The sequence below is a fragment of the Ensifer sp. ENS08 genome (assembly GCF_014852195.1).
GTDB classification, from domain to species: Bacteria; Pseudomonadota; Alphaproteobacteria; order Rhizobiales; family Rhizobiaceae; genus Ensifer; species Ensifer adhaerens.
The window spans coordinates 35,865-56,823 of sequence record NZ_JACVBF010000004.1 but is presented as its reverse complement, the minus strand read 5'-3'; the positions used below and the strand labels follow the sequence as shown (position 1 = coordinate 56,823).

General features: G+C 63.9%; 16 protein-coding genes. 7 read left to right on the top strand and 9 right to left on the bottom strand.

Annotated features, from left to right (window positions below; all coding sequences use genetic code 11):
- Nucleotides 1-5 precede the first annotated feature (5 nt).
- Nucleotides 6-845 carry a formate dehydrogenase accessory sulfurtransferase FdhD gene (gene fdhD, locus IB272_RS12285; protein WP_192444447.1) on the top strand — a complete coding sequence of 280 codons (840 nt, stop codon included), beginning with the start codon at nucleotides 6-8 and terminating at the stop codon, nucleotides 843-845.
- The gene (locus tag IB272_RS12280; protein WP_034802422.1) at nucleotides 835-1,068 is read left to right on the top strand and encodes a formate dehydrogenase subunit delta; all 234 of its coding nucleotides are present in this window, start codon (nucleotides 835-837) and stop codon (nucleotides 1,066-1,068) included. Before fdhD ends, IB272_RS12280 begins: the two co-directional genes overlap by 11 nt.
- A 146-nt stretch (nucleotides 1,069-1,214) precedes the next feature.
- Here the strand turns inward: IB272_RS12280 and IB272_RS12275 are convergent, their stop codons facing one another.
- The 4 genes from IB272_RS12275 to rocF all read right to left on the bottom strand — a co-directional run bounded on the left by IB272_RS12275 (nucleotide 1,215) and on the right by rocF (nucleotide 6,453).
- On the bottom strand, nucleotides 1,215-2,999 hold the full coding sequence (locus tag IB272_RS12275) for a PAS domain-containing methyl-accepting chemotaxis protein (protein ID WP_034802419.1): 1,785 nt from the start codon (nucleotides 2,997-2,999) through the stop codon (nucleotides 1,215-1,217).
- Nucleotides 3,000-3,420: 421 nt separating this feature from the next.
- Nucleotides 3,421-3,900: a chemotaxis protein CheW gene (locus IB272_RS12270; RefSeq protein ID WP_034803080.1), complete on the bottom strand. Its 480-nt coding sequence runs from the start codon at nucleotides 3,898-3,900 to the stop codon at nucleotides 3,421-3,423.
- A 286-nt stretch (nucleotides 3,901-4,186) separates the two neighbouring features.
- Nucleotides 4,187-5,392, bottom strand: coding sequence for an ornithine--oxo-acid transaminase (gene rocD, locus IB272_RS12265; RefSeq protein ID WP_060582859.1), 1,206 nt, complete (start codon nucleotides 5,390-5,392; stop codon nucleotides 4,187-4,189).
- 137 nt (nucleotides 5,393-5,529) lie between these two features.
- A complete protein-coding gene (rocF, locus tag IB272_RS12260; RefSeq protein ID WP_060582860.1) occupies nucleotides 5,530-6,453 on the bottom strand; it encodes an arginase in 924 nt (307 codons plus the stop codon).
- 155 nt (nucleotides 6,454-6,608) lie between these two features.
- On the opposite strand from rocF, the gene IB272_RS12255 reads away from it, so the two are divergent.
- Nucleotides 6,609-7,043: an Lrp/AsnC family transcriptional regulator gene (locus tag IB272_RS12255; RefSeq protein ID WP_043614769.1), complete on the top strand. Its 435-nt coding sequence runs from the start codon at nucleotides 6,609-6,611 to the stop codon at nucleotides 7,041-7,043.
- A gap of 111 nt (nucleotides 7,044-7,154) precedes the next feature.
- Nucleotides 7,155-7,637 (top strand): VOC family protein, encoded by a 483-nt coding sequence (locus tag IB272_RS12250; RefSeq protein WP_034802409.1) that lies wholly within the window; start codon nucleotides 7,155-7,157, stop codon nucleotides 7,635-7,637.
- A gap of 67 nt (nucleotides 7,638-7,704) precedes the next feature.
- Here the strand turns inward: IB272_RS12250 and IB272_RS12245 are convergent, their stop codons facing one another.
- Complete coding sequence (locus tag IB272_RS12245; RefSeq protein ID WP_060582920.1) at nucleotides 7,705-8,496, bottom strand: APH(3') family aminoglycoside O-phosphotransferase; 792 nt, start codon at nucleotides 8,494-8,496, stop codon at nucleotides 7,705-7,707.
- A 231-nt stretch (nucleotides 8,497-8,727) separates the two neighbouring features.
- Between IB272_RS12245 and IB272_RS12240 the strand changes: the two genes are divergently transcribed.
- Nucleotides 8,728-9,222 carry a MerR family transcriptional regulator gene (locus tag IB272_RS12240; RefSeq protein WP_060582861.1) on the top strand — a complete coding sequence of 165 codons (495 nt, stop codon included), beginning with the start codon at nucleotides 8,728-8,730 and terminating at the stop codon, nucleotides 9,220-9,222.
- A 202-nt stretch (nucleotides 9,223-9,424) separates the two neighbouring features.
- Here the strand turns inward: IB272_RS12240 and IB272_RS12235 are convergent, their stop codons facing one another.
- The 4 genes from IB272_RS12235 to IB272_RS12220 form a co-directional block, all read right to left on the bottom strand.
- A complete protein-coding gene (locus tag IB272_RS12235) occupies nucleotides 9,425-13,603 on the bottom strand; it encodes a translocation/assembly module TamB domain-containing protein (RefSeq protein ID WP_060582862.1) in 4,179 nt (1,392 codons plus the stop codon).
- 103 nt (nucleotides 13,604-13,706) lie between these two features.
- Nucleotides 13,707-15,620: an autotransporter assembly complex family protein gene (locus IB272_RS12230; RefSeq protein WP_082566522.1), complete on the bottom strand. Its 1,914-nt coding sequence runs from the start codon at nucleotides 15,618-15,620 to the stop codon at nucleotides 13,707-13,709.
- Between the two features lie 257 nt (nucleotides 15,621-15,877).
- Nucleotides 15,878-17,107 carry an MFS transporter gene (locus IB272_RS12225; protein ID WP_089044364.1) on the bottom strand — a complete coding sequence of 410 codons (1,230 nt, stop codon included), beginning with the start codon at nucleotides 17,105-17,107 and terminating at the stop codon, nucleotides 15,878-15,880.
- 221 nt (nucleotides 17,108-17,328) lie between these two features.
- Nucleotides 17,329-17,586 carry a glycine zipper domain-containing protein gene (locus IB272_RS12220; RefSeq protein WP_034802400.1) on the bottom strand — a complete coding sequence of 86 codons (258 nt, stop codon included), beginning with the start codon at nucleotides 17,584-17,586 and terminating at the stop codon, nucleotides 17,329-17,331.
- A gap of 430 nt (nucleotides 17,587-18,016) precedes the next feature.
- On the opposite strand from IB272_RS12220, the gene IB272_RS12215 reads away from it, so the two are divergent.
- Nucleotides 18,017-18,505: a (2Fe-2S)-binding protein gene (locus IB272_RS12215; protein ID WP_060582864.1), complete on the top strand. Its 489-nt coding sequence runs from the start codon at nucleotides 18,017-18,019 to the stop codon at nucleotides 18,503-18,505.
- Between the two features lie 99 nt (nucleotides 18,506-18,604).
- Nucleotides 18,605-20,950 (top strand): xanthine dehydrogenase family protein molybdopterin-binding subunit, encoded by a 2,346-nt coding sequence (locus IB272_RS12210; protein ID WP_060582865.1) that lies wholly within the window; start codon nucleotides 18,605-18,607, stop codon nucleotides 20,948-20,950.
- Nucleotides 20,951-20,959: the final 9 nt, after the last annotated feature.

The following is a 20,959-nucleotide window of genomic DNA, read 5'->3' as shown; positions in this document are numbered from 1 at the left end:
CGATCATGGCGACGTTTAGGACATCCAAGACCGTTCCCGAGGCCGCTCGCCGCAACGGCGCGCTTCGGGACGGTGCGCGCGCCGTGCCGGAGGAGACGCCGGTCGCCTTCAGCTATGGTGGTTCGACCCATGCGGTGATGATGGCGACGCCCGGCGATCTCGAGGATTTCGCCGTCGGCTTCAGCCTGACCGAAGGCATCATTACCGATCCCGGCCAGATCGAAACGGTCGAGGTCGTCTCCGAGACGGTCGCCGGCAATCTCGGCATCGACTTGCAGATCGTGCTTCAGGACGAAGAGAACGACATGCTGCGTCAACGCCGACGGCACATGGCGGGGCCGGTCGGTTGCGGTCTTTGCGGCATCGAATCGATCGAGCAGGCGGTACGGCCGACGCCGGACGTTTCCCGTTCGAGACTGACGTTGTCGCAGGAGGACGTGGTTTCGGCCGTAGCGCTGCTCAATGGCCAGCAGCCGCTGCATTTCGAAACGCGCGCCGTGCACGGTGCCGCCTTCTATGTGCCGGGCCGCGGGCTGATCGCTGTGCGTGAGGATGTCGGCCGCCACAATGCGCTCGACAAGCTGGCCGGTGCCGCCGCACGCGCCGGCTTCAAGGGCAGCGAGGGCGCCGTGGTCGTCACCAGCCGCGTGTCCGTCGAGATGGTGCAGAAGACGGCAGTCGTCGGCAGCCCTGTGATCATCGCCATTTCGGCGCCGACGGCGCTTGCCATTCGCACGGCGGAAGCTGCGGGCATGACGCTGATTGCGCTCGTGCGCGGCGACGAATTCGAGATTTTCACCCATGCCGAACGCATCAAGTCCGGAGCTGCCGTCGATGTCGCATGACAATACCAACGCCAAGCTGATCTATATGGCGAACCAGATCGCCACGTTCTTCAAGAGCCAGCCCGAGAGCGAGGCGGCGCAGGGCGTTGCCACCCATATCAACAAGTACTGGGAGCCGCGCATGCGGCGCAAATTGTTCGAGCATATCGACAATGGCGGCGAGGGGCTGACGCCGCTGGTGCTGGAGGCGGCCGCAAAGATCAAACGTCCGGAAGCGGCCTAGCCTGCATTCTTTACCCGCCAGCGCTTTCTGCACGCTCATCGAGGGCGCGTTTTCCTAAGCGGGCACTCTCCTGAAAGGATTTAAGGGAAGGCGGCTACCGGTCGCCGCCTTCCCCATTCCCGAGCGCGGGGTGCAGGGATGTGCGCTCAGAAATTCTGCCAGCCATCCGCAGCCGGTGCCGCGGCCAGGCTTGTTCGTTGTCCGCCGCGCATGGCGCGGGCGGTGGCATGCAGGCGTGATGGCTGCGCGCGATCTTCGAGGTGGCGGTTCGCGTCGACGACCTGGGCCTGCTCGCCGTAGCGGAACTGCCGGAGCAGTTCGTGCAGGGCTTCGGCCTCGCGGGCCATGGCGTGGCTTGCGGCCGTGCTTTCCTCGACCATCGCGGCGTTCTGCTGGGTCGCCTGGTCCATCGAGTTGACCGCCTGGTTGATCTCCTTGAGGCCGGTCGACTGTTCGCGTGCCGCCTCGACGATCGCCGAGACGTTGGCGTTGATCTCCTGGACCTGGACGAGGATTTCCTCAAGCGCCGCCCCGGTCTGGCCGACCAGCGACACGCCGTTCTTGACGTGTTCGGTCGAGGTGCCGATCAGCGACTTGATGTCCTTGGCGGCACTGGCGGAGCGTTGGGCCAGCTCACGCACTTCCTGGGCGACGACGGCGAAGCCCTTGCCGGCTTCACCGGCGCGCGCCGCCTCGACGCCGGCGTTCAGCGCCAAAAGGTTCGTCTGGAAGGCGATGTCGTCGATCACGCCGATGATGTTGGAGATTTCGCGTGACGACTGTTCGATCTGGTCCATGGCGCCGATCGCACTCTTGACCACATTGCCGGAGCGTTCGGCACCGGCCTTGGTCTTGGCGACCAGGCCTCCGGCCTCCTCGGCGCGGCGGCTGGAGTCCGAGACGGTCGTGGTGATCTCGTCGAGCGCTGCGGCGGTCTCTTCCACGGAAGCGGCCTGTTGCTCGGTGCGCTTCGACAGGTCGTCGGCGGCGGCCCGGATCTCGCGGGCGCCGGAGGCGATCGCGCTGGCATTGTCGCCGACGGTTCGCATCGCCCCGCGCAGCTTTGCGGTGGCATCGTTGAAGTCGATCCGCACCGCTTCCATGCTTGGTACGAAGGGCGTGTCGAGGTTGCGCGTCAGATCGCCTTCGGCGAGCGCCCGCAGGCCCGCGCCGAGGCTGTTGATGGCGCTCATGCGCTCGCTGACATCGGTCGCGAACTTGACGACCTTGTAGACCTTGCCGCTGAAGTCGCGGATCGGGTTATAGGCCGCCTGGATCCAGATCTCCTTGCCGCCCTTGCCGTAGCGCACGAACTCGTTGGAAAAGAACTCGCCGGCGGCGAGCCGCTTCCAGAAGTCGGCATATTCGGCGGTGCGAGCATAGTTGGGCTCGCAGAACATGCTGTGGTGCTTGCCCTGGATTTCCTGGAGGCTGTAGCCGAGCGCGGCGCAGAAGTTTTCGTTGGCGGTCAGGATCTCGCCCGATGGCGTGAACTCGATCACGGCCTGGGAGCGGGAGATCGCGTCGAGCTTGCCGGCATCTTCCGTGGCCCTTGCCTTGGCGGCAGTGATGTCGCTTGCGAACTTGACCACCTTGTAGGGTTTGCCGCCCCGAAGCACCGGGTTGTAGGTCGCCTGGATCCAGATTTCGCGGCCGCCCTTGGCGACACGCTTGTAGGCATTGGCGTCGAATTCGCCGCGGCCGAGCCGGGCCCAGAAGTCGCGGTATTCCTGCGTCTGGGCGTAGTCGGCGGGGCAGAACATGCGGTGGTGCTGCCCGACGATTTCGCTGAGGTTGTAACCGAGTGCCTGGCAGAAATTCTCATTGGCGGTCAGGATCTTGCCGGTCAGGTCGAACTGGATGATAGCCTGCGACTTCGATAGCGCGGCGATGATCTGGTTCGCGTCTGCAATTTTTCCGAGAGCGAACATTGTAACCCTCTTCTCGTTTGTTGGCTCAAGCCGGGGGCTTCGTGCCTTCTTTGACAGGGTTTGCGGAGCCGAAGCGGCGCAAACTCCCGGACTAAGACAAATGCCGGCCTGCCGAAACATGTCTGGTCGTCCCGCGCCGGCCCACCGGGTCAGCGATTTAGTGCTTCGTGAGGGGAGTTCGAACTGGCGGGCTTCATGCCCAGGCGCCGTGTTTATGCAATCTAGGTTAGTGATAGGACTATTAAGCAGGTGTTAAAATAGCAACTATCAAATTTCAGTTGTAAGAACTCGTAGATCCCAATTTTAGTTGAATTAGTTTCTCCTGTTTTTCTAAAGTATCGCCCTCTGGCTGAGCAAATAACCAACAAAAAAGCCGCCCGACGAGACGTCGGACGGCCTTGAATATCGCTGAGCTGTTGCTTTAGGCGGCCAGTTCCTCGACCTCGCGTTCCTTGAACATGCGGGCAAGGTTCAGGAAGCAGATCATGCCGGTTTCGTTGGCGATGATGCCTTCGGCGAAGCTCTTGTCGAAGGAGGCCGTCACTTCCGGCACCGGCTGCACCTGGCTGCCCTGGACCGTGAGGATATCCGACACGCGGTCGACGACGAGGCCGATGACCATGTTGTGCACTTCGGCGACGACGATGGCGCTGCGCTCGTTGGCGGTGGTCGATTTCATGCCGAGCTTGTGGGCGAGGTCGATGATCGGGATCACCGTGCCGCGCAGGTTCATGACGCCGATCACTTCCGGCGGCGAATGCGGGATAGGCGTCGAGGGCGCCCAGCCGCGGATTTCACGGATCGTCGTCGTCTTGACGCAGAATTCCTGATCGTGGAGGCGGAACGCAATGATTTCCAGCGTCTCGCCGTCGAACCCGGCCGTCCTGAGTGTGCTTGTCATCGAAGGTCCTTCCAGCTTTCCGGTCGACGCCTCTGGGGCGCGACACCGCCAAACTCCAGATCTCTCCGCATGGCTGACGGCGCATCAGGCGCGGTCAATGATCCGTAAAGGAGAGATCCTTCCAGTCCGCCGATCACATCCGGCAGGGCGCAGCTGCATCATGCGCGGAGGAACCGCTTTGCGCTTTGGGAAAGGACTATAGGCCGGGATTCGTTAAGACTTGCTTTTGCAAGTGCTTACGAAGATCTCGCCCCGGGCGTGACCCCGGGGCGGAAGCGATTTGCGATCAAGCGGAGGCGAGAACCTTGGCAAATTGTTCGACCGCCCAATCCACCTGCTCGGCGGTGATGACGAGCGGCGGCGCGATGCGGATCGTGTCGCCGTGGGTGTCCTTGGCAAGGATGCCGAGCTGCTTCAGCGCTTCGCAATACTTGCGCGCGCCGCCGGCTTCCGGCACCAGTTCCACCGCCAGCATCAGGCCGCGACCGCGCACGTCCTTGATGATGTTGGAACGGATGTCGGTGAGGCCCTTCTGGAAGCGCTCGCCCATCTTTGCCGAGTTCTCGATCATGCCTTCCTCGGTCAGCGCCTTCAGCGCCGCGCGGGCAATGGCGCAGGCGAGCGGATTGCCGCCGAAGGTCGAGCCGTGCTGGCCGGGCTTCAAGACGCCGAGCACTTCGGAATTCGAAAGCACCGCCGAGACCGGATAAAAGCCGCCCGACAGAGCCTTGCCAATCAGCGTCACGTCGGCTTCGATCGCCTCATGCTCTTCGGCAAGCAGCTTGCCGGTGCGGCCAAGCCCGGTCTGGATCTCGTCGAGGATCAGCGTGATGCCGTGCTTGGTGCAGAGCTCGCGCACCGTCGTGAAGTAGCCGACCGGCGGGACGATGACGCCGGCTTCGCCCTGGATCGGCTCGACCAGGAAGGCGACCGTGTTTTCGTTGATCGCCGCACGGAAGGCGTCGATGTCACCGAAGGGTACGACCTTGAAGCCCGGCGCAAACGGGCCGAAGCCGGTGCGGGCGTCCGGATCGGTCGAGAAACCGACGATACCCATGGTGCGGCCGTGGAAGTTGTTGGAGCAGACGATGATCTCGGCCTTGTTCTCGGCCACGCCCTTGACCTCGTAGCCCCACTTGCGCACGGCCTTGACGGCGGTCTCGACGGCTTCGGCGCCGGAGTTCATCGGCAGCACCTTGTGCGAGCCGGTCAGCGCAGCGATTTCTTCGTAGAAATGCGCCAGCTGATCGTTGCGGAAGGCGCGGGAGGTCAGCGTCAGCTTCTGCGCCTGCTCCATCATCGCCTTCAGGATCTTCGGGTGGCAATGGCCCTGGTTCACGGCAGAATAGGCCGAGAGACAGTCGAGGTAGCGGTTGCCTTCCATATCCCAGACATAGACACCTTCGCCGCGCGAAAGCACCACGTCGAGCGGCTTGTAGTTATGGGCGCCGAGCCGGTATTCGGTTTCGATCAGGGCAGCCGTCGTGTTCATATATCGTCCTCCGGTGTTTCTTTGTCTGAGCGGGATGAGGAAAAGTGTGCGCGGTTTTCCGCCCGCATCCCGCTTAGACTTATGAGAGCCGTTCACGCCTATGATCTTGGATCCAGTCGACCCAAGATCTCCGTGATCTAGGCGCTGCGGGTCGGCCGGTCGAGAACACGGCGGCCGAAGAGGCTCGCCGTCAGTTCGACCAGGATGCGCGCGCTCTTGCCGCGATCGTCGAGGAAGGGGTTGAGCTCGACGACGTCGAGCGAGGAAACGAGCCCACTTTCCCAGAGCACTTCCATGATCAGGTGCGCCTCGCGGAAGGTGGCGCCGCCCGGAACGGTGGTGCCGACGCCGGGCGCCAGTTCAGGATCCATGAAATCGACATCGAGGCTGACATGCAGCAGGCCATTGGCGGCGCGGACCTCTTCGAGGATCTGGCGCATGATGTGAGCCATGCCGAGTTCGTCGACGGCGCGCATGTCGAAGACGCGCACGCCATGTTCTGTGATCTCTTCGCGCTCGCGGTCGTCGACCGAGCGGATACCGACCTGGAAGACCTTCTTCGGATCGACGAGCGGACGGTCGGACGGCAGGATCGGGGCGAATTCGGCCTGGCCGCAGAAGAAGGCGACCGGCATTCCGTGCATGTTGCCGGAGGGCGAGGTCGACGGCGAGTTGAAGTCGGCATGGGCGTCGAGCCAGAGCACGAACAGCGGCCGGCCGACGTCTGCGGCATAGCGCGCCATGCCGGAGACGCTGCCCATCGAAAGCGCATGGTCGCCCCCCAGAATGATCGGGAAATGGCCCTTGCGCACGGTGTCGTGCACGGAATCATGCAGGGCGCGGGCGAAGGCTGCGACGATCTGCAGGTTGTTGGCGCCGGGATGGTTGGCGAGATCGCGCGCCGGCAGCGGCTTGACGTCGCCTTCGTCGTGAACCGTATGGCCGAGATCGCGCAGCACTGTGTCGATGCCGGCGATGCGCAGGGCCGTCGGACCCATGGCCGCGCCGCGTCGTCCAGAACCTTCCTCGATGGGTGCGCCGATCAGCGTGATAGTCGTCATGTCCGCCCGATTCCTTCTCAAGATAATTCCCATGTGACCCAGTCCGGGATGTGTGGATTATGGCCAAAATGGGCGTCAGCAAAAAGATGGAAAACTGCCGATTAGTGAGCTAGTTTCGACAGATTGCTAAGTCCGATTTTACAAAGTGGCAGGCTATGGATGATCTCGACCAGGCGCTGATAAGCGCTCTGCGCCAGAATGCGCGCATTCCCGTTTCGACGCTATCGGAAATGACGGGCGTGTCGCGGGCGACGGTGGCGGCCCGTATCGACAGGCTGGTCGCCAATGGTACGATCGCCGCCTTCACCATCCGCACCGGTGCCGAAATCCCGGCCTCCGGGGTGCGCGCCGTGGTCATGATCGAGGTGCACGGCAAGATGGCCGATCGTGTCGCCGAGCAATTGCGCGGACTGCCGCAGGTGCGGGCGCTGCACAGCACCAATGGCCGCTGGGACTTCATCGCCGAGCTTCAGGACCGCGATCTCGTCTCTTTCGACGAAACGCTGCGGCGCATCCGCCTGATCGACGGCATCACCGTTACGGAGACGAATATCCTGTTGAAAACCAGCAAGATGACCGGCGCGTTCTGAGCATTTCTGGCCGCCCGAAGCGGTGAGGAAATTGCCTCTCAGAGTCGAATTGTTCTTGCTTTGTTCTCGTGTTTCGCTATGATGGCCGCCTCACCCAAGATGGAGGATGTCATGGTTGCCAATGGCGGCAGGCTTGCCGATCGGCAGATCTGTGTGAAGCTGTTCGTCAGGCATGGCGACGAGGATCGCGCCATCGCCTTCTATCGCGAAGCACTCGGCGCCGAACTGCTGCAAAGGCATGAATGGCCGAGCGGCATTCTGACGAGTGCGGATCTGAGGATCGGGGAATCGGTGTTCCGTATTGCCGGGGCCAATCCGCGCCGCGATGCGGAACCCAAGCTTGGCGGGCCGCGCTCGCCGCATGCGCTCGGCACCACGGCGGTGATCCTGGAGCTGCATGTGCGCGACGTCGATCGCGTCATCGGCCGAGCGATCGGCGCAGGCGCAAGCCTTCGCAATGCGGCCGAAACCTTGTCGACGGGCGATCGCGTCGGCGCCTTCATCGACCCCTTCGGCCACATCTGGGCGTTGTTCAACGCTATGGAAGATGCCGACGTCGTCGATCTGAGCATCGAGGCCCGCAACGCCGCCTGAGGCGTTGCGGGCCCTTTCGCTGCCCGGGCATGTGCTCTGGGTGGATTTCATGCCTGCTGCCTGACGATCAGAAGAACTCGTCGAGCAGGCAGTAGAAGTCACGTTTCTCCGAATCGTCCTTGTCGAGGCCATAGCGGGTCAGAAACGGCTGAACCCATTCCTCGCCGAGATTGTGGACGATGCTGCGGCAGGCAAGAGCGATGTCCTGGTAGGGGTCGGCGACGCCCAGCCGGCTGCAATCGATGAAGCCGGAAAACCGGCCGTTCTTCTCGATGATGTTCGGCAGGCAGGCGTCGCCATGGGTGACGACGAGTTCGCCGGGTTGGGGCACGCGCGCCTGAAGTTCGGCAAAGAGATCCGCCGCCGTTCGGCCGAGCCGCGTCTCGTCAAAGTCGCTTTCGTCGATCACGCCTGCCTGGGTGCGCGCCTTCGCGATGGCGATGCGCTCTTCGATCCGGTGATCGAAGGGGCAGTTGGCGATATCCAGCGCATGCAGTTGCTTCAGCGCGTCCGCGAGGATGACGATTTGGTCCTTGGGCGAGAGCGTCGAGGAGGCGAGGTCCGTCCCTTGCACTGCTTGCAGCAGCAGCCAGTTCGTCTCCGCGCCGAAGGCACGAGCGATCACCCGCGGGCAGGGCACGTCCTTTGATGCCAGCCAATCAAGCCGCGCCGCCTCGTCGACGAACTCGCTGAACAGGCCGGCTTCCTCGAGTTTCAGCACCAGCATGGGTCGATCGGGCGCTTTCAGGAGAAAGATGCTCGAGCCGGATTGCCCGAGCAGATCACGGTTCCACTGATAGCCAGCGACAAGAGGGCGGAATGGTTCGGGCAGTTCGGGACGCGGAAAAGAAGAGGGCAAGGCAATCACCTGAAAAAAGGAATGAAACAACGGGGCGCGCGGTCGCGCCTGGATGCCGATGTAGGTTTGGCAAAGTGGCATTTCCACGGAGCGGTCCCGCAAGTTTTGACGGCGCGTGCCGGCAAATCGCCTTTCACGGTGCGTCTTCGCCAAATCTCCATCAAAGCTTCGCAAAGCCCGCTCGGGTCGACCGCAAAGTCACCTTATTGAAAGTGTTTCGAAGAGGTGCTCATGGTCGTGAACCACAATGAACTGCTGTCGGCGGCCGAATGCGCCGACCGTCTCGGCATTACCATCCGCGCTCTCAACGTCTATGAGGACCGCGGCCTGATCACGCCCCGGCGGACGCAGAAGAAGTGGCGGCTCTATGGTGCGGTCGAAATCGCGCGGCTGACCGAAATCATGGCTTTGAGGCGGCTTGGCCTTAGCCTCACCCGGATTACCGAAATGCTCGCCGGTACTGCGCCGGCCCTCGGACAAACGCTAGCCGTCCAGCAATCGGCGTTCTTGGACCTGCGCGACCGTGTCGAACACGGCCTGTCCTTGATCGATGCGGCGCTCCAGAAGATCGAGCGCGGCGATGCCCTGTCGATCGACGAACTCGCCATGCTCGCCCGAAAAACCGAGATGACCGGCCTGTCACCTGACGCCGTCGCATGGAACCGCTACGAGCAGACGCGCCCACGCCGCGAGGTCTCCTTCGTCCCCGAGAATGGCTGGGCCTGAAACAGGCGCAAGAAGGGCAGCGCGCTCCGCGCCGACGACATTCGACCGATCACGGCTTCAGGCGCCGCCGGTGCATCCAAAAGACCATAGTGAGCTTGCTGTCGAGCGGGCAACACAGGGGCTCTGGCGCCGGTGGATCGCGATCGACCCACCGGCTTCCTTGTCATGCGGGCGGGACAGGCGTGTTTACGCCCGCCGCCGCTCAATATTCCTTTTCGAAGAAGACGCCGCCCGAGGCCGAACCGTCGCCGGCGGCTGAGCCCTTGAGCTTCACGCCCTTGCCGACATCGAGATTGATGACCGCCTTGCTGGAGGCGGAATCGGAGCCCTGCTGCAGCTCGATATAGGTGCGGTCGTTGAGATACTTGCCGGCGCGCACGGACGCGCCGCCATTCTCGTCGGTGGTGACGTCGAGATCGTCGACGCCGAGCTTGTTGCGCAGGCCGTCGAGCAGCGAGGTCGATCCGCCGCCGGCCAGCTGGCTGACGGCGGAGGCGAGCTGGGCGATCTGGAAGGCCGAGAGGTTCGACAGCGATCGGTTGAAGATGAGCTGCGCCAGGATTTCGTCCTGCGGCAGCGCCGGGGAGGAAGAGAAGGCGATCTGCGGATTGTTGGCGAGGCCCGCGACCGCGACGGTGATGGTGGTCGCGCCGACGCTGGAGGTCGCCTTGAGGTCGAGCGTCGGGATCAGGTCACCGCCAAAGCCGATATTGCCGTCGGTGAAGGTCAGGCGCTTGCCGAGGATTTCGAGCCGTCCGCGGCGCATCTCAAAGCCGCCGGAAACAATTGGCTGCACGGCGGTGCCACGGATCGTCAGGTCGCCGCCAAGCTCCGCGTCGATGCCGCGGCCGCGCACGAAGATCTGGTGGGCGTTGACGCCGAGATCGAAGGCAATCACGCCGCTGGCATTGGCACCTGCGGCCGGCACTTCGTCCTTGCGTAGGTCCTTGACCATCTTCCGCACCTTGGGCGGCGCATTCTTGTGCTTGATGTCGATGGCCGAAAGCGACGTCGGCAACTTCTCCGGAATGGTGATCGATGCCTTGCGGATCGTCACCTTGCCGCCGAGCGTCGGGGTCGCGACCAGGGGACCGGTCAAGGTCATCTCGCCGGCAACGTTGGCGTTGAACAGGGTGCCATCGACGTAGGTCGCGTTGTTCAGCTTGATCGTCAGGTTGGCCGGGAAGCCGGAACCGGGTACGGTGCCGACGGTACCGCTGGCTTCGACCGAGCCGCCGGTCGCGAGATTGGCCGAGAGCCTGGAGATCGTCGCCTGCTTGCCATCGAGCGCGACATTGGCGGTCAGGTCGTTGAGCGCCAGGTTGCGACGCACGTCGACGAGGCGCCCGCCTGACGTGGTGATCGTGCCGGCGATCTGCGGCGCCTTCGCGGAACCGGAGATTGCCACATCGACATTTGCCTGGCCCGTCAGCGTGAAGCCTTTCTCCGCCATCAGGTTGGCGATGAGGGCGAAGGGGACGTTGCCACTGAACTTCATCGCGATCGGCATGTTGCCGCCGATGTCGACATTGCCGCCGCCCTTGAAGGAAAGTCCGCCGGCGCCCGAAAGCGTCGTATCGAGCGTCACTTTGTTGTTGGCAAACTTGCCGTCCGCCGTCACATCGAAGGCCGCAACGCCCGCGGTGCGGGCTGCCGCGAGCGAGGCGCCCGACCATTTGAGGTCGTAGGCGACGACCGGGGCAGACGCTGCGCCCTCGACATCGACGGTGCCGGCGATCGTGCCCTCGGCGCCGAGGTCCGGTGCGAAGGCGTTGACCAGTGCTGCGGGCAGGGCGTTGAGCTTCGCAGTGATGTCGAGCTTTTCGCCAGCCGTGCCGTTGACTGCGATCGTGCCTTTCGATGCCTGGATCGTCAGCGCGTTGAGACGGACGGTGCCGTTTTCGATGGCGATCACCGTCGGCTGCGCCAGTTTCAGGGCAATGCCCTTCGGCGTTGCGCCAAAGGATGCGAGGCGGATTTCCGTGCGGCCCTTGGCGCCCGCGAGGTCGCCCTTCACCGTCAGCGGTCCGCCGTCATATTTGCCGTCGATGGCAAAACCGGTGCGGCCGGCCTGTTGCTCGAAATCGACGGCAAGTCCGGAAACACGGTTTTCGCCCTGCGCCACCGTTTCGGCGCGGATGCTGCCCTTGATCGCCAGGGCCGCGAGGTCGGCGATGGTGATGTCGGCGGTCGGCCTGGAGATCGTCAGTGCGTCACGTTTGATGCCGCTGCCGCCGGCCTTGACGACGACGGAGGTGATGCCGTTTTGGGTCTTGATGGCCGCCGAGCCGTTGAGGTCGCCGGAGGCCTTCTGCCCGGCCATGGCGGCCAAGAGGCCGAGATCGGGCAGGTCGAAGCTGACCGTGCCGTCCGGCTTGAAATCGGGGGTGAAGCTGATTGCCCCGGTCAGCTTGTTCTCGCCGATCCTGGCTTCGAGCACCGGGATTGCGGTCTGGCCATCCTTCGAGACGACGTCGGCCTTGACGTCGATGGCCTGGCCGTCGAGTGCACCGGTCGCGGTCAGGCTTGCCTGCGGGCTCGAAGGGTTGGCCTTGGCGTCGGCCTTGACGTTGAGGTCGCTGAGCGTGCGTCCGGCCAGTGTCGCGCCGCTCGACGTCAACTCGGCCTTGATGCCGAGTTCCGAAAGTGGGCCGGTCACGGCGGCGGTAAAGTCGGCCTGGCCCTTGGCATCGGCAAGCAGCTTGCCGAGATCAGGCAGGGTACCCCTAAGGTCGGCCGTCAGGTTGCTCTGCGCGAGCGCAACGGTGCCGGCGGCCTCGATCGTGCCCGACTTGAGCTCGAGGCCCTCCACGGTGACGCCGCCGTCGGTTGCCGTCTTCACTTCGCCCGAGAGTGCGATCGTGCCATCGAATTTCGCGGCGGCCGCCGGCGGCAACGCGTCCGGAACGGCAAAGAGCTTGAAGGCCGCGGAAACCGTGTTCTCGTCGCGATAAAAGGCGCCGGTGAGCGAACCGCCGATACCGGGGCTTTCGATCGTCACCGGGTTGAAGGCGATGTTTTCCTTCGTCACGGAGAGGATTGCGTCCACCTTCAGCGGCACCTGGACCAGGCGGGCGAGGTTGGGGTCGTTGAAGCCGGCTTCGCCCACCTCGATTGCCGCCTTCACCGGACCGGATTGCGCCTGGAGATTGAAGCCGTCGCTGCGTGCCGAAAGCTTGACTGCGCCAAGCGCCACGTCGGGCACCGCCAGGGAGGTGACGTCTGCGGTGAGATCGAGGATCGCGGCTTGCGCGTCGCCGATCAGCGAGAAATCGACGGCATTGATCTTGGCCTGCGCTTCACCCTTCTGCAGCGGCCAGCGGAAGTCGACAGGGCCGTTGGTGCCGGCAAGCCTGGCCTTGAGGTTGTTCTCGCCCTTGCTGTCGTAAGTACCGAAAGCGGCAAAGGAGAGCGCGCCCGTCGTCACATGAGCCTTGTCGACCTGAACCAGCCCCTGGTCGTTGAACGCGGCGGCGATGTCGAGACTGGTGTCACCCTCGAACATCGGGCGTAGCGCCGGCGGCATCAGCGAGCCGAAACCGCCGCCGCCGTTAACGGTCAGCCGGTGCATTCCGTCGGGCGTCTGGACGTGGCGACCGTCGAGCTTGAGAATTTCGCTGCCGTCGAGTGCGGCCGTGGCGCTGCCGGCCCAGTCGGAAAGCGGGCCTTCGCCGGTCAGCTTGATGTTGACTGCGGGCTCGTTGGGCAGGCGAAGCAGCTTTGCCAGCACGCCGTTGTTCGGCTCGTCCACGGTCGCCTCGAGCTTCAGCTCGTTGCCCGCCGGATTGAAGACGATATCGGCGACCGCGCGCGCTTCCGGCCGGTCGCGCTGGGCGGCCGCAAGCTGAAGGGCGATGCTCTCGTTGGTCGCGTTCACCTTGCCGCTGGCGGTCAGGAACTGGTCCTCGCCGGCGATTGCCTTGCCGATGATGATCTCCTTGAGATCGATCGCGTCGATCTTGACGTCCACGGGAAGCGCAAAGGTCGAGCGGACTTCCTTGGTCTCGGTGGAGGGGATCGGCAGGCGCTCGACGCGCACCGAGCCGGCCGAGAGCGCCGCGGCTTCGAAGCGGAAGGAGAGAAGGGCGGCGGGCGACCAGGTGAGATCGAGGTCGCGCACTTCGGCATAGACGCCCTCGCCATCGAACAGCGTGATGCTTCCGGCCGTGAACTTGCCGGTCAACAGCGCGCTCGGATCGGCGATCCGCACGATCTGGTCAGGGGTTGCCGCATACTTCTCGATTGCCCAGGCGACGAGCCTTGCGCCGGGTGTGGTGAAGCCCACGAAGGCGACGAGAAGAAGGGCAGCGACCGCAATCACGCCAAGCACACGAAGGCCATAGCGCAGCGTCGCGCGAAGGAAGCGGACGACCTGATTCATGATCTACCCATAACGCAAGTTGCTCCCAAGCGGAATCGCCGCCGGCAGAAACTATCCGGCAATGGCGGCGATTTGCCGGTTCTGGTGGAAGAAACGGCCCGGATCAGAAGGATTGGCCGATACCGGCATAGATGCCGTACTTGGTGCCGCCGGGATATTTGTTAAGCGGAACGGCAAAGTCGAGGCGGATCGGGCCGAAGGGCGTGGCGTAACGCAGGCCGATGCCGGCGCCGGCGCGGATGTCGGAGAAATCCGGCGTCGTCTTCGCAGACACCGTACCGGCGTCGATGAAGGGAACAACCCCGATCGTGTCGGTGATGGCGATGCGGGCTTCGAGCGAGGCGTTGACATAGGAACGTCCGCCGGTCTCCTCGTTGTCGGAATTGCGCGGGCCGATCTCCTGGTAGGAATAGCCGCGTACCGAGCCGCCACCGCCGAGGTAGAAGCGGCGGTTGGCAGGAATGTCTTCGAGTCCGCTGCCGCCGACGAGCATGCCGGCGCCGATCTTGCCGGCAAGCACGAAGCGCTTCTCGTCGCCGAGCGCATGATAACCGGATGCCGAGGCTTCGAAGGACGAGAAGAAGGTCTGCCCCTTGATTTCGTAGCTCGGCTTGGCGTTGATCATCGCCCGGTAGCCTTCGGTCGCGTTCAGCTTGTCGTTGCGGGTATCGCGCACATATTCGAGCGGGATCGCGGCCGTCAGATAAGAGTTCGAGCCGAAGGCGTCGTCGATATTGGCCCAGCTGAGCTCGCCGCCGCCTGAGACGGTGTCGGTGTCCGAGAGCTCGAAGGTGGCGCCGGCCGCTGCCGTCAGGATCTTGGCGCGGTAGGCGTCTGGGTCCTGGATGTTGGCCTTGACGCTCGCGGTAAAGGTGGAAGCCGGGCCGAAGGCACCGGGTTTGGCAAACAGGATGCCAACCGAATAGTCGAGCTTGTCCAGTTCCTTGGTCTCGCCGATGCGGTCGACCGATCCTTCGATGCGCAGTGATTCGGCGCGGCCGAAAAGGTTGCGGTGTCCCCAGTAGCCCGAAAGCCCGAGGCCGTCGGTGGTCGAGACCTGGGCGCCGAAGCCGAAATACTTGTGCTTGCCTTCGGACACCTCGATCTTCATCGGGAGAGATCCATCGGGCGAAAGCGCATTGGCTTCCTTGATGGTGACGCTCGAAAAGACGCCGAGCTGGCGCAGGCGCTCGGAGGCTTTGCGGATGTCCGCGGGCGAATAGGGACGGCCTTCGTTGAGGCGTGAGTAGTCGCGCACGAAACCCGGGTCGACGGTCTTCGTTCCGTCGACGCTGACTTCGCCGACTGGGGCAACGGGGCCTCCGCTGGCGCCGATGACGATGTCGACGGTCGAGTTGGCGTGGTTGGCGACAGCGCTGCGTTCGGTGAGCTTGGCCAGGGGGCGACCCTGCTCGCGCAGATCGTTCACGACCTTTTCACCGGCCTTGATGATCAAGGTGGAATCGGCACGCGCGCCGGCGGGCAGGCCGTAATCAGCGGGACTGAAACCGGCCGCATCGCCTTCGAACTTGACGGAACCGACGTTGAAGACCGGACCCGGCGTCACGGTGACGGTGACCGGAATCGGCTTGCCATCCGGGAAAGACGGATCCGGCGGCAGACTGTCGATATCCTGGCCGTTGATGCGGATCGCGATGGTGCCGCCGTAGCGGGCCTTTTCGTAGAGTGCGGCAAGCAGCCGGTCGCGGTCGTCACGCGCCCGAATTGCCAGGCCAAGATCGCCGGAGACAGGCTTTTCCTGGCCCTGCACGAGCTGCGAGCTGTTTTCCAGCGCTTCCTTCAGTTCCTTGTCTTCGGTGCCGGCGTCGAAGGTGAGGGTATAGTTGACCGGGTCGATGACCGGCGCCTCTTCCTCGTCGCTCTCGAAAAACTTCATGCCGAAGAGCTTGAAGGCATAGGCCTTCTCGGCGGAAAGCGGGCCGAGCGCGCACGAAAAGGCAACAGCAAGCGAAGTCGCTGCCTTCCAGTACGCAATACTCGACCGTGGTGGGGACATTCGCTTCCGCATCCCGTCTTCAGGCGACCCAATACAAACTGCCTGCTTATGCGGCTGGGTCACTATCGCATGCCTAAGGTTTTCCATCTGTTAACGATGACGATCCGCTGCATCCACCCCTGATGCCGAATTTCGGTGCCGATTCCGTCGAAAAAGCGCGGAAATGTTGTCGGCGCAGCACAACCACCGCCGACAACCAGTAGGGCGCTGCGCCTTTTTGGAGGCTTAAATGCCGCCTTGTCCGCTGTATCGAGCCGCTACGCCGCCTCGGGCAGCGCCCGCAATTGCGGTACGCCGGAAGCGATGATGACGAGGAACTGGATGAGGAAACCGACCGCTGCGACGGCAAGGCACGCCTCGACGCCGAAGCGTGTGGCGACGACGGCGCCGAGCGCTGCACCGATCGGCCGGGCGCCGAAGGTGGCGGTGGTGATGAAGGCCGATACGCGCCCGAGCATCGCATTGGGGGTGACGGCCTGCCGCAACGTGAGCGTGGCGATCGACCAGAGCACCGGGCCGGCGCCGAACAGGAAGAAGCTCAAACCGGCAAGGGCGCCTGAGGGAACCCAGATGGTCGAGAGCATCACGGCCGCAGCCGTCAACCCGCCGAGCGGGCCGAGGGCGATCATCAGGCCGAAGGGGATCCGGCGCGCAATGGCGGGGGCTGCGAAGGCGCCGATCATCATGCCGGCGCCATAGATGCCAAGCGTGATGCCGACGCCGGTCGCCGTCAGCCCGAGGGTCTGAATGGCATAGGCGACATAGACCGCCTGCAGCACGAACCAGGCCGTGTTGAAGACGATGGCGGTCACCAGAATGGGCCTGAGCAGCGGGTGGCCGCCCAGGAACCGGGCGCCTTCGGCGAGATCTTGAAGGAGGTTGCGCCTGGGAGCGGTCGGTTGCTGCTGGTCGCCAAGGCCGGCGAGCAGGACGACAGAGAGAAGGGACAGGGATGTGGCGGCGACATAGGCGAGCGATGCGCCGGTCCATGCGACGATCGCGCCGCCGATCGCCGGTCCGCCGGAATAGGCGAGACTGCGGGCGAGCTCCAGCCAGCGATTGGCGTCGGCGAGTTGGTGACGGGGCACGATCGCCGGCACCAGGGCTGGGGCGGCGACATTGTAGCAGACCGTGCCGATGGCGCCGACGAAGCCCATGACGGCGAGCAGCGGCAGCGACAGCAGGCCGCCGAGCATCAGCAACAGCGTGGCAACCAGCGACAGCGCGCGCAGCATTTCCGAGGAAACCATCAGCCTGCGCCGCGATGCGCGGTCGGCAACGAGACCGGCGGGAATGGAGAGCAGAAGGAATGGCAGCGTCTGCGCCATCTGCAGCCATCCGGTTTCCGCAGGGCCTGCGGCGAGCAGAAGCACGGCGGCGAGCGGAGCGGCGGCCAGCGCCATCTGCTCGGAAAACTGTGCGAACAGGTTGGACCAGCCGATGCGCTTGAAGGCCGGTGGCAGGGTGTCGCGTGGTGGGTTTGGCATGGAAGAACCTCGATCATGAAACGTCGAGGTCAGCAGACGAGATTGCTTCGGCGGTTGCCACCCGATTTCGGCGCCTTCGTTGGCCGCTGCGTGTTGTGTGCGGCAGAGGATGCGGTTGCCGCAACGAAAAACCCCCTCAGGGCGGTCAGCCGTGAGGGGGAAACATCAAACCAGACCGTCGGGCGGCTCAAGCTGCAGCCGACGGCAGGCTGCCTGTCGCCTTAGCGCGGGCAGGAGTCGATGTAGCGGCGGCCGTAGCGGTCGCGATAGTAGCACTGGCCGGGCTGCTCGGTGACGTTGCCGATGACTGCGCCGGAAACACCGCCGATTGCCGCGCCGACTGCAGCGCCACGGACGTCGCCGGTAACAGCGCCGCCGATGATCGCGCCGGAAACGGCACCGATGCCGGCGCCCTTTTCCGTCTGGGTGCAGCTTGCGACCGCCAGGGCGACCAGCACAAGTGCGATGGCTTTCTTCATGTTGTTCTCTCCGATGTCTACGGATCTCAAGCCTATCGCTCAGTCCGTCCCGTGGATGATGGCGAAGCCGGGAACATCCCGCTCCACCGGAACTTGCGGTTCGGAAAATACGCGGTCCCCATCGAAAGTCTACGGGAGCGCTGCGGTTTCTTCCTGCCGGCAAGATAATGATATCGTTCCTGAACGGGACATGAAGGCAGTTCCCTTCGGCACAACCGGCGCGGAAAAATTTTGTCGTTCGGCGGGCAGGGGCGGTTGCGGCATTCCAAAAAAAGACAAATGATACAAACAAGCCTGCGAAAATCCGGAGGAGCGGATCCGTGGGCGACGGGCATTGATATCAGTTGGCGCGTACCCTAGTCGCGTGAACCATCTCACCCGACTTTCCGGCCGCGCTCGTGTTGGCATTGACCGACCCCGGAGGAGCGAAATGGCGAAAGTAACAATGACGGTCAACGGCCGTCAGGTGAGCGGTCATTGCGACGACCGCACATTGCTGGTGCAATTCATACGCGAAAATCTCGGACTGACCGGCACCCATGTCGGCTGCGATACCTCGCAGTGCGGCGCCTGCGTCATCCATTTGGACGGAAAGTCGGTCAAGAGCTGTTCCATCCTCGCCGCGCAAGCCGCAGGCTCTACGATCACCACCATCGAAGGGCTGGCGGCTGATGGCGAGCTGCATCCGGTGCAGGCGGCCTTCAAGGCCAATCACGGCCTGCAATGCGGCTTCTGCACGCCCGGCATGGTAATGACGGCCGTCGACATGATCCGAAGGCATCAGGGTCAGCTGGACGAGGCGACGGTGCGCGCCGAGCTCGAAGGCAACATCTGTCGTTGCACCGGTTACCACAATATCGTGAAGGCGATCCTTGCCGCCGCCGCCGAGATGAGCGGCGCCCGCGTGGCCGCAGAATAGCGGCAGAACGGGGGCGGGATCTCGCCCCTGACGCATGTCACTCAGGACCGATGCATGGCCGTCGGGACTGTCGCTGGATATCTCGGGAGGAGATAGGCAATGGGCGTTGAAGGCATTGGCGCGCGCGTGGCGCGCAAGGAGGACAAGCGGTTCCTGACCGGCAAGGGCCGCTATACGGACGACATGTCCGTGCCGGGCATGAAATATGCGGTGTTCGTGCGCAGCCCGCATGCGCATGCGAAGATCCTCAAAGTCGACGGGTCGGCGGCGATCGGCATGCCAGGCGTGATCGGCGTGCTCGACGGCAAGCAGTTGCTCGCCGATGGTATCGGCAATCTGATCTGCGGCTGGATGATCCATTCCAAGGACGGATCGCCGATGAAGATGGGCGCCTGGCGGCCGCTCGCGCACGAGACCGTGCGTTACGTCGGCGATGCGGTGGCGATCGTCGTTGCCGACAGCGTCGCCGAGGCGCGTGATGCTGCCGAAGCCGTGGTCGTCGAATACCAGGAGCTTCCCGTCGTGATCGACGCCTCAAAGGCGCTTGAGGCGGGACAGCCGCAGCTGCATCCCGAAGCGCCCAACAATCTGATCTTCGACTGGCAGATCGGCGACGAGACGGCGACCGACAAGGCGATCGCAGCGGCAGCCCATGTCACCGAGATCACCATCCATAACAACCGGCTTTCGCCCAACCCGATGGAGCCGCGCGCCGCACTCGGCATCTACGATGCCGGCGACGAGCACTATACCTGCTACACCACCAGCCAGAATCCGCACGTCGCGCGACTGGTGATGAGCGCCTTCTACAATGTCGCGCCGGAAAACAAGCTCCGGGTGATCGCACCCGATGTCGGCGGCGGCTTCGGCTCGAAGATCTACATCTATCCGGAGGAGATCGTCTGTCTCTGGGCGTCGAAACGCACCGGCGTGCCGGTCAAATGGACGTCGGACCGCACCGAAGCGTTCCTCACCGATGCGCATGGTCGCGACCATGTGTCGAAGGTGAAGATGGCGTTCGATGCGAGCAACCGCATCATCGGGCTCAAGGTCGATACGATCGCCAATCTCGGCGCTTACATGTCGCTGTTCTCCTCGGCGGTGCCGACTTATCTCTATGCGACGCTGCTCTCCGGGCAGTACGACATCCCGGCGATCCATGCGAATGTGCGCACCGTCTATACCAACACCGCGCCCGTCGACGCCTATCGCGGTGCCGGGCGGCCGGAGGCGACCTATCTCTTGGAACGCACGATGGAGACGGCGGCCCGCGAGCTCGGCGTCTCGCCTGCCGAATTGCGTCGGGTCAATTTCATCCGCTCCTTCCCGCATCAGACGCCTGTCATCATGAACTATGACGCCGGCGACTACGACGCTTCGCTCGAAGCGGCGATGAAGGCGGCCGACTGGAACGGCTTTGCCGGCCGCAAGACGGAAGCCGCCGGTCGCGGCATGAAGCGCGGCATCGGCATGAGCTGTTACATCGAGGCCTGCGGCATCGCACCGTCGGCAGCGGTGGGTTCGCTCGGTGCTGGCGTCGGTCTTTGGGAATCGGCCGAAGTGCGGGTCAACGCCGTCGGTACGATCGAGGTCCTGACCGGCTCGCACAGCCATGGCCAGGGCCACGAGACGACCTTTGCCCAGCTTGTCGCCGACCGCTTCGGCGTGCCGCTCGACAGCGTCAACATCGTGCATGGCGATACCGACAAGGTGCAGATGGGCATGGGCACCTACGGCTCGCGCTCCGGTGCCGTCGGCATGTCGGCCGTCGTCAAGGCGCTCGACAAGGTCGAAGCCAAGGCGAAGAAGATTGCCGCTCACCTGATGGAAGCGGACGAAAGCGACATCGTCATCGAAAACGGCGAACTGAAGGTCGCCGGCACCGACAAGGCCGTGCCGTGGTTCCAGATGGCGCTTGCCGCCTACACCGCCCACAATCTGCCGGCCGGCATGGAGCCGGGGTTGAAGGAAGGGGCCTTCTACGACCCTGCAAACTTCACCTTCCCGGCCGGCTGCTACATCTGCGAGGTGGAGGTCGATCCGGAAACCGGCCGGACCAAGATCGTCCAGTTTGTCGCGGCCGACGACTTCGGCAACATCATCAACCCGATGATCGTCGAGGGACAGGTGCATGGCGGCATTGCCCAGGGCATCGGCCAGGCGCTGCTCGAAGGCGTGCATTACGATGCCTCCGGCCAGCTTTTGACGGCGAGCTACATGGACTACGCCATGCCGCGCGCCGACGACCTGCCGTCGTTCCAGGTCTCGACCTCGAACACGCCCTGCCCGAACAATCCGCTGGGCATCAAGGGCTGCGGCGAGGCCGGCGCCATCGGCTCGCCACCGGCGCTGATCAACGCCATCACAGATGCCATCGGCAACAACGCGCTTACCATGCCGGCGACACCGCAGAAGGTGTGGGCGGCGGCGCACGCGGCCAAGTGAACGGGAGGA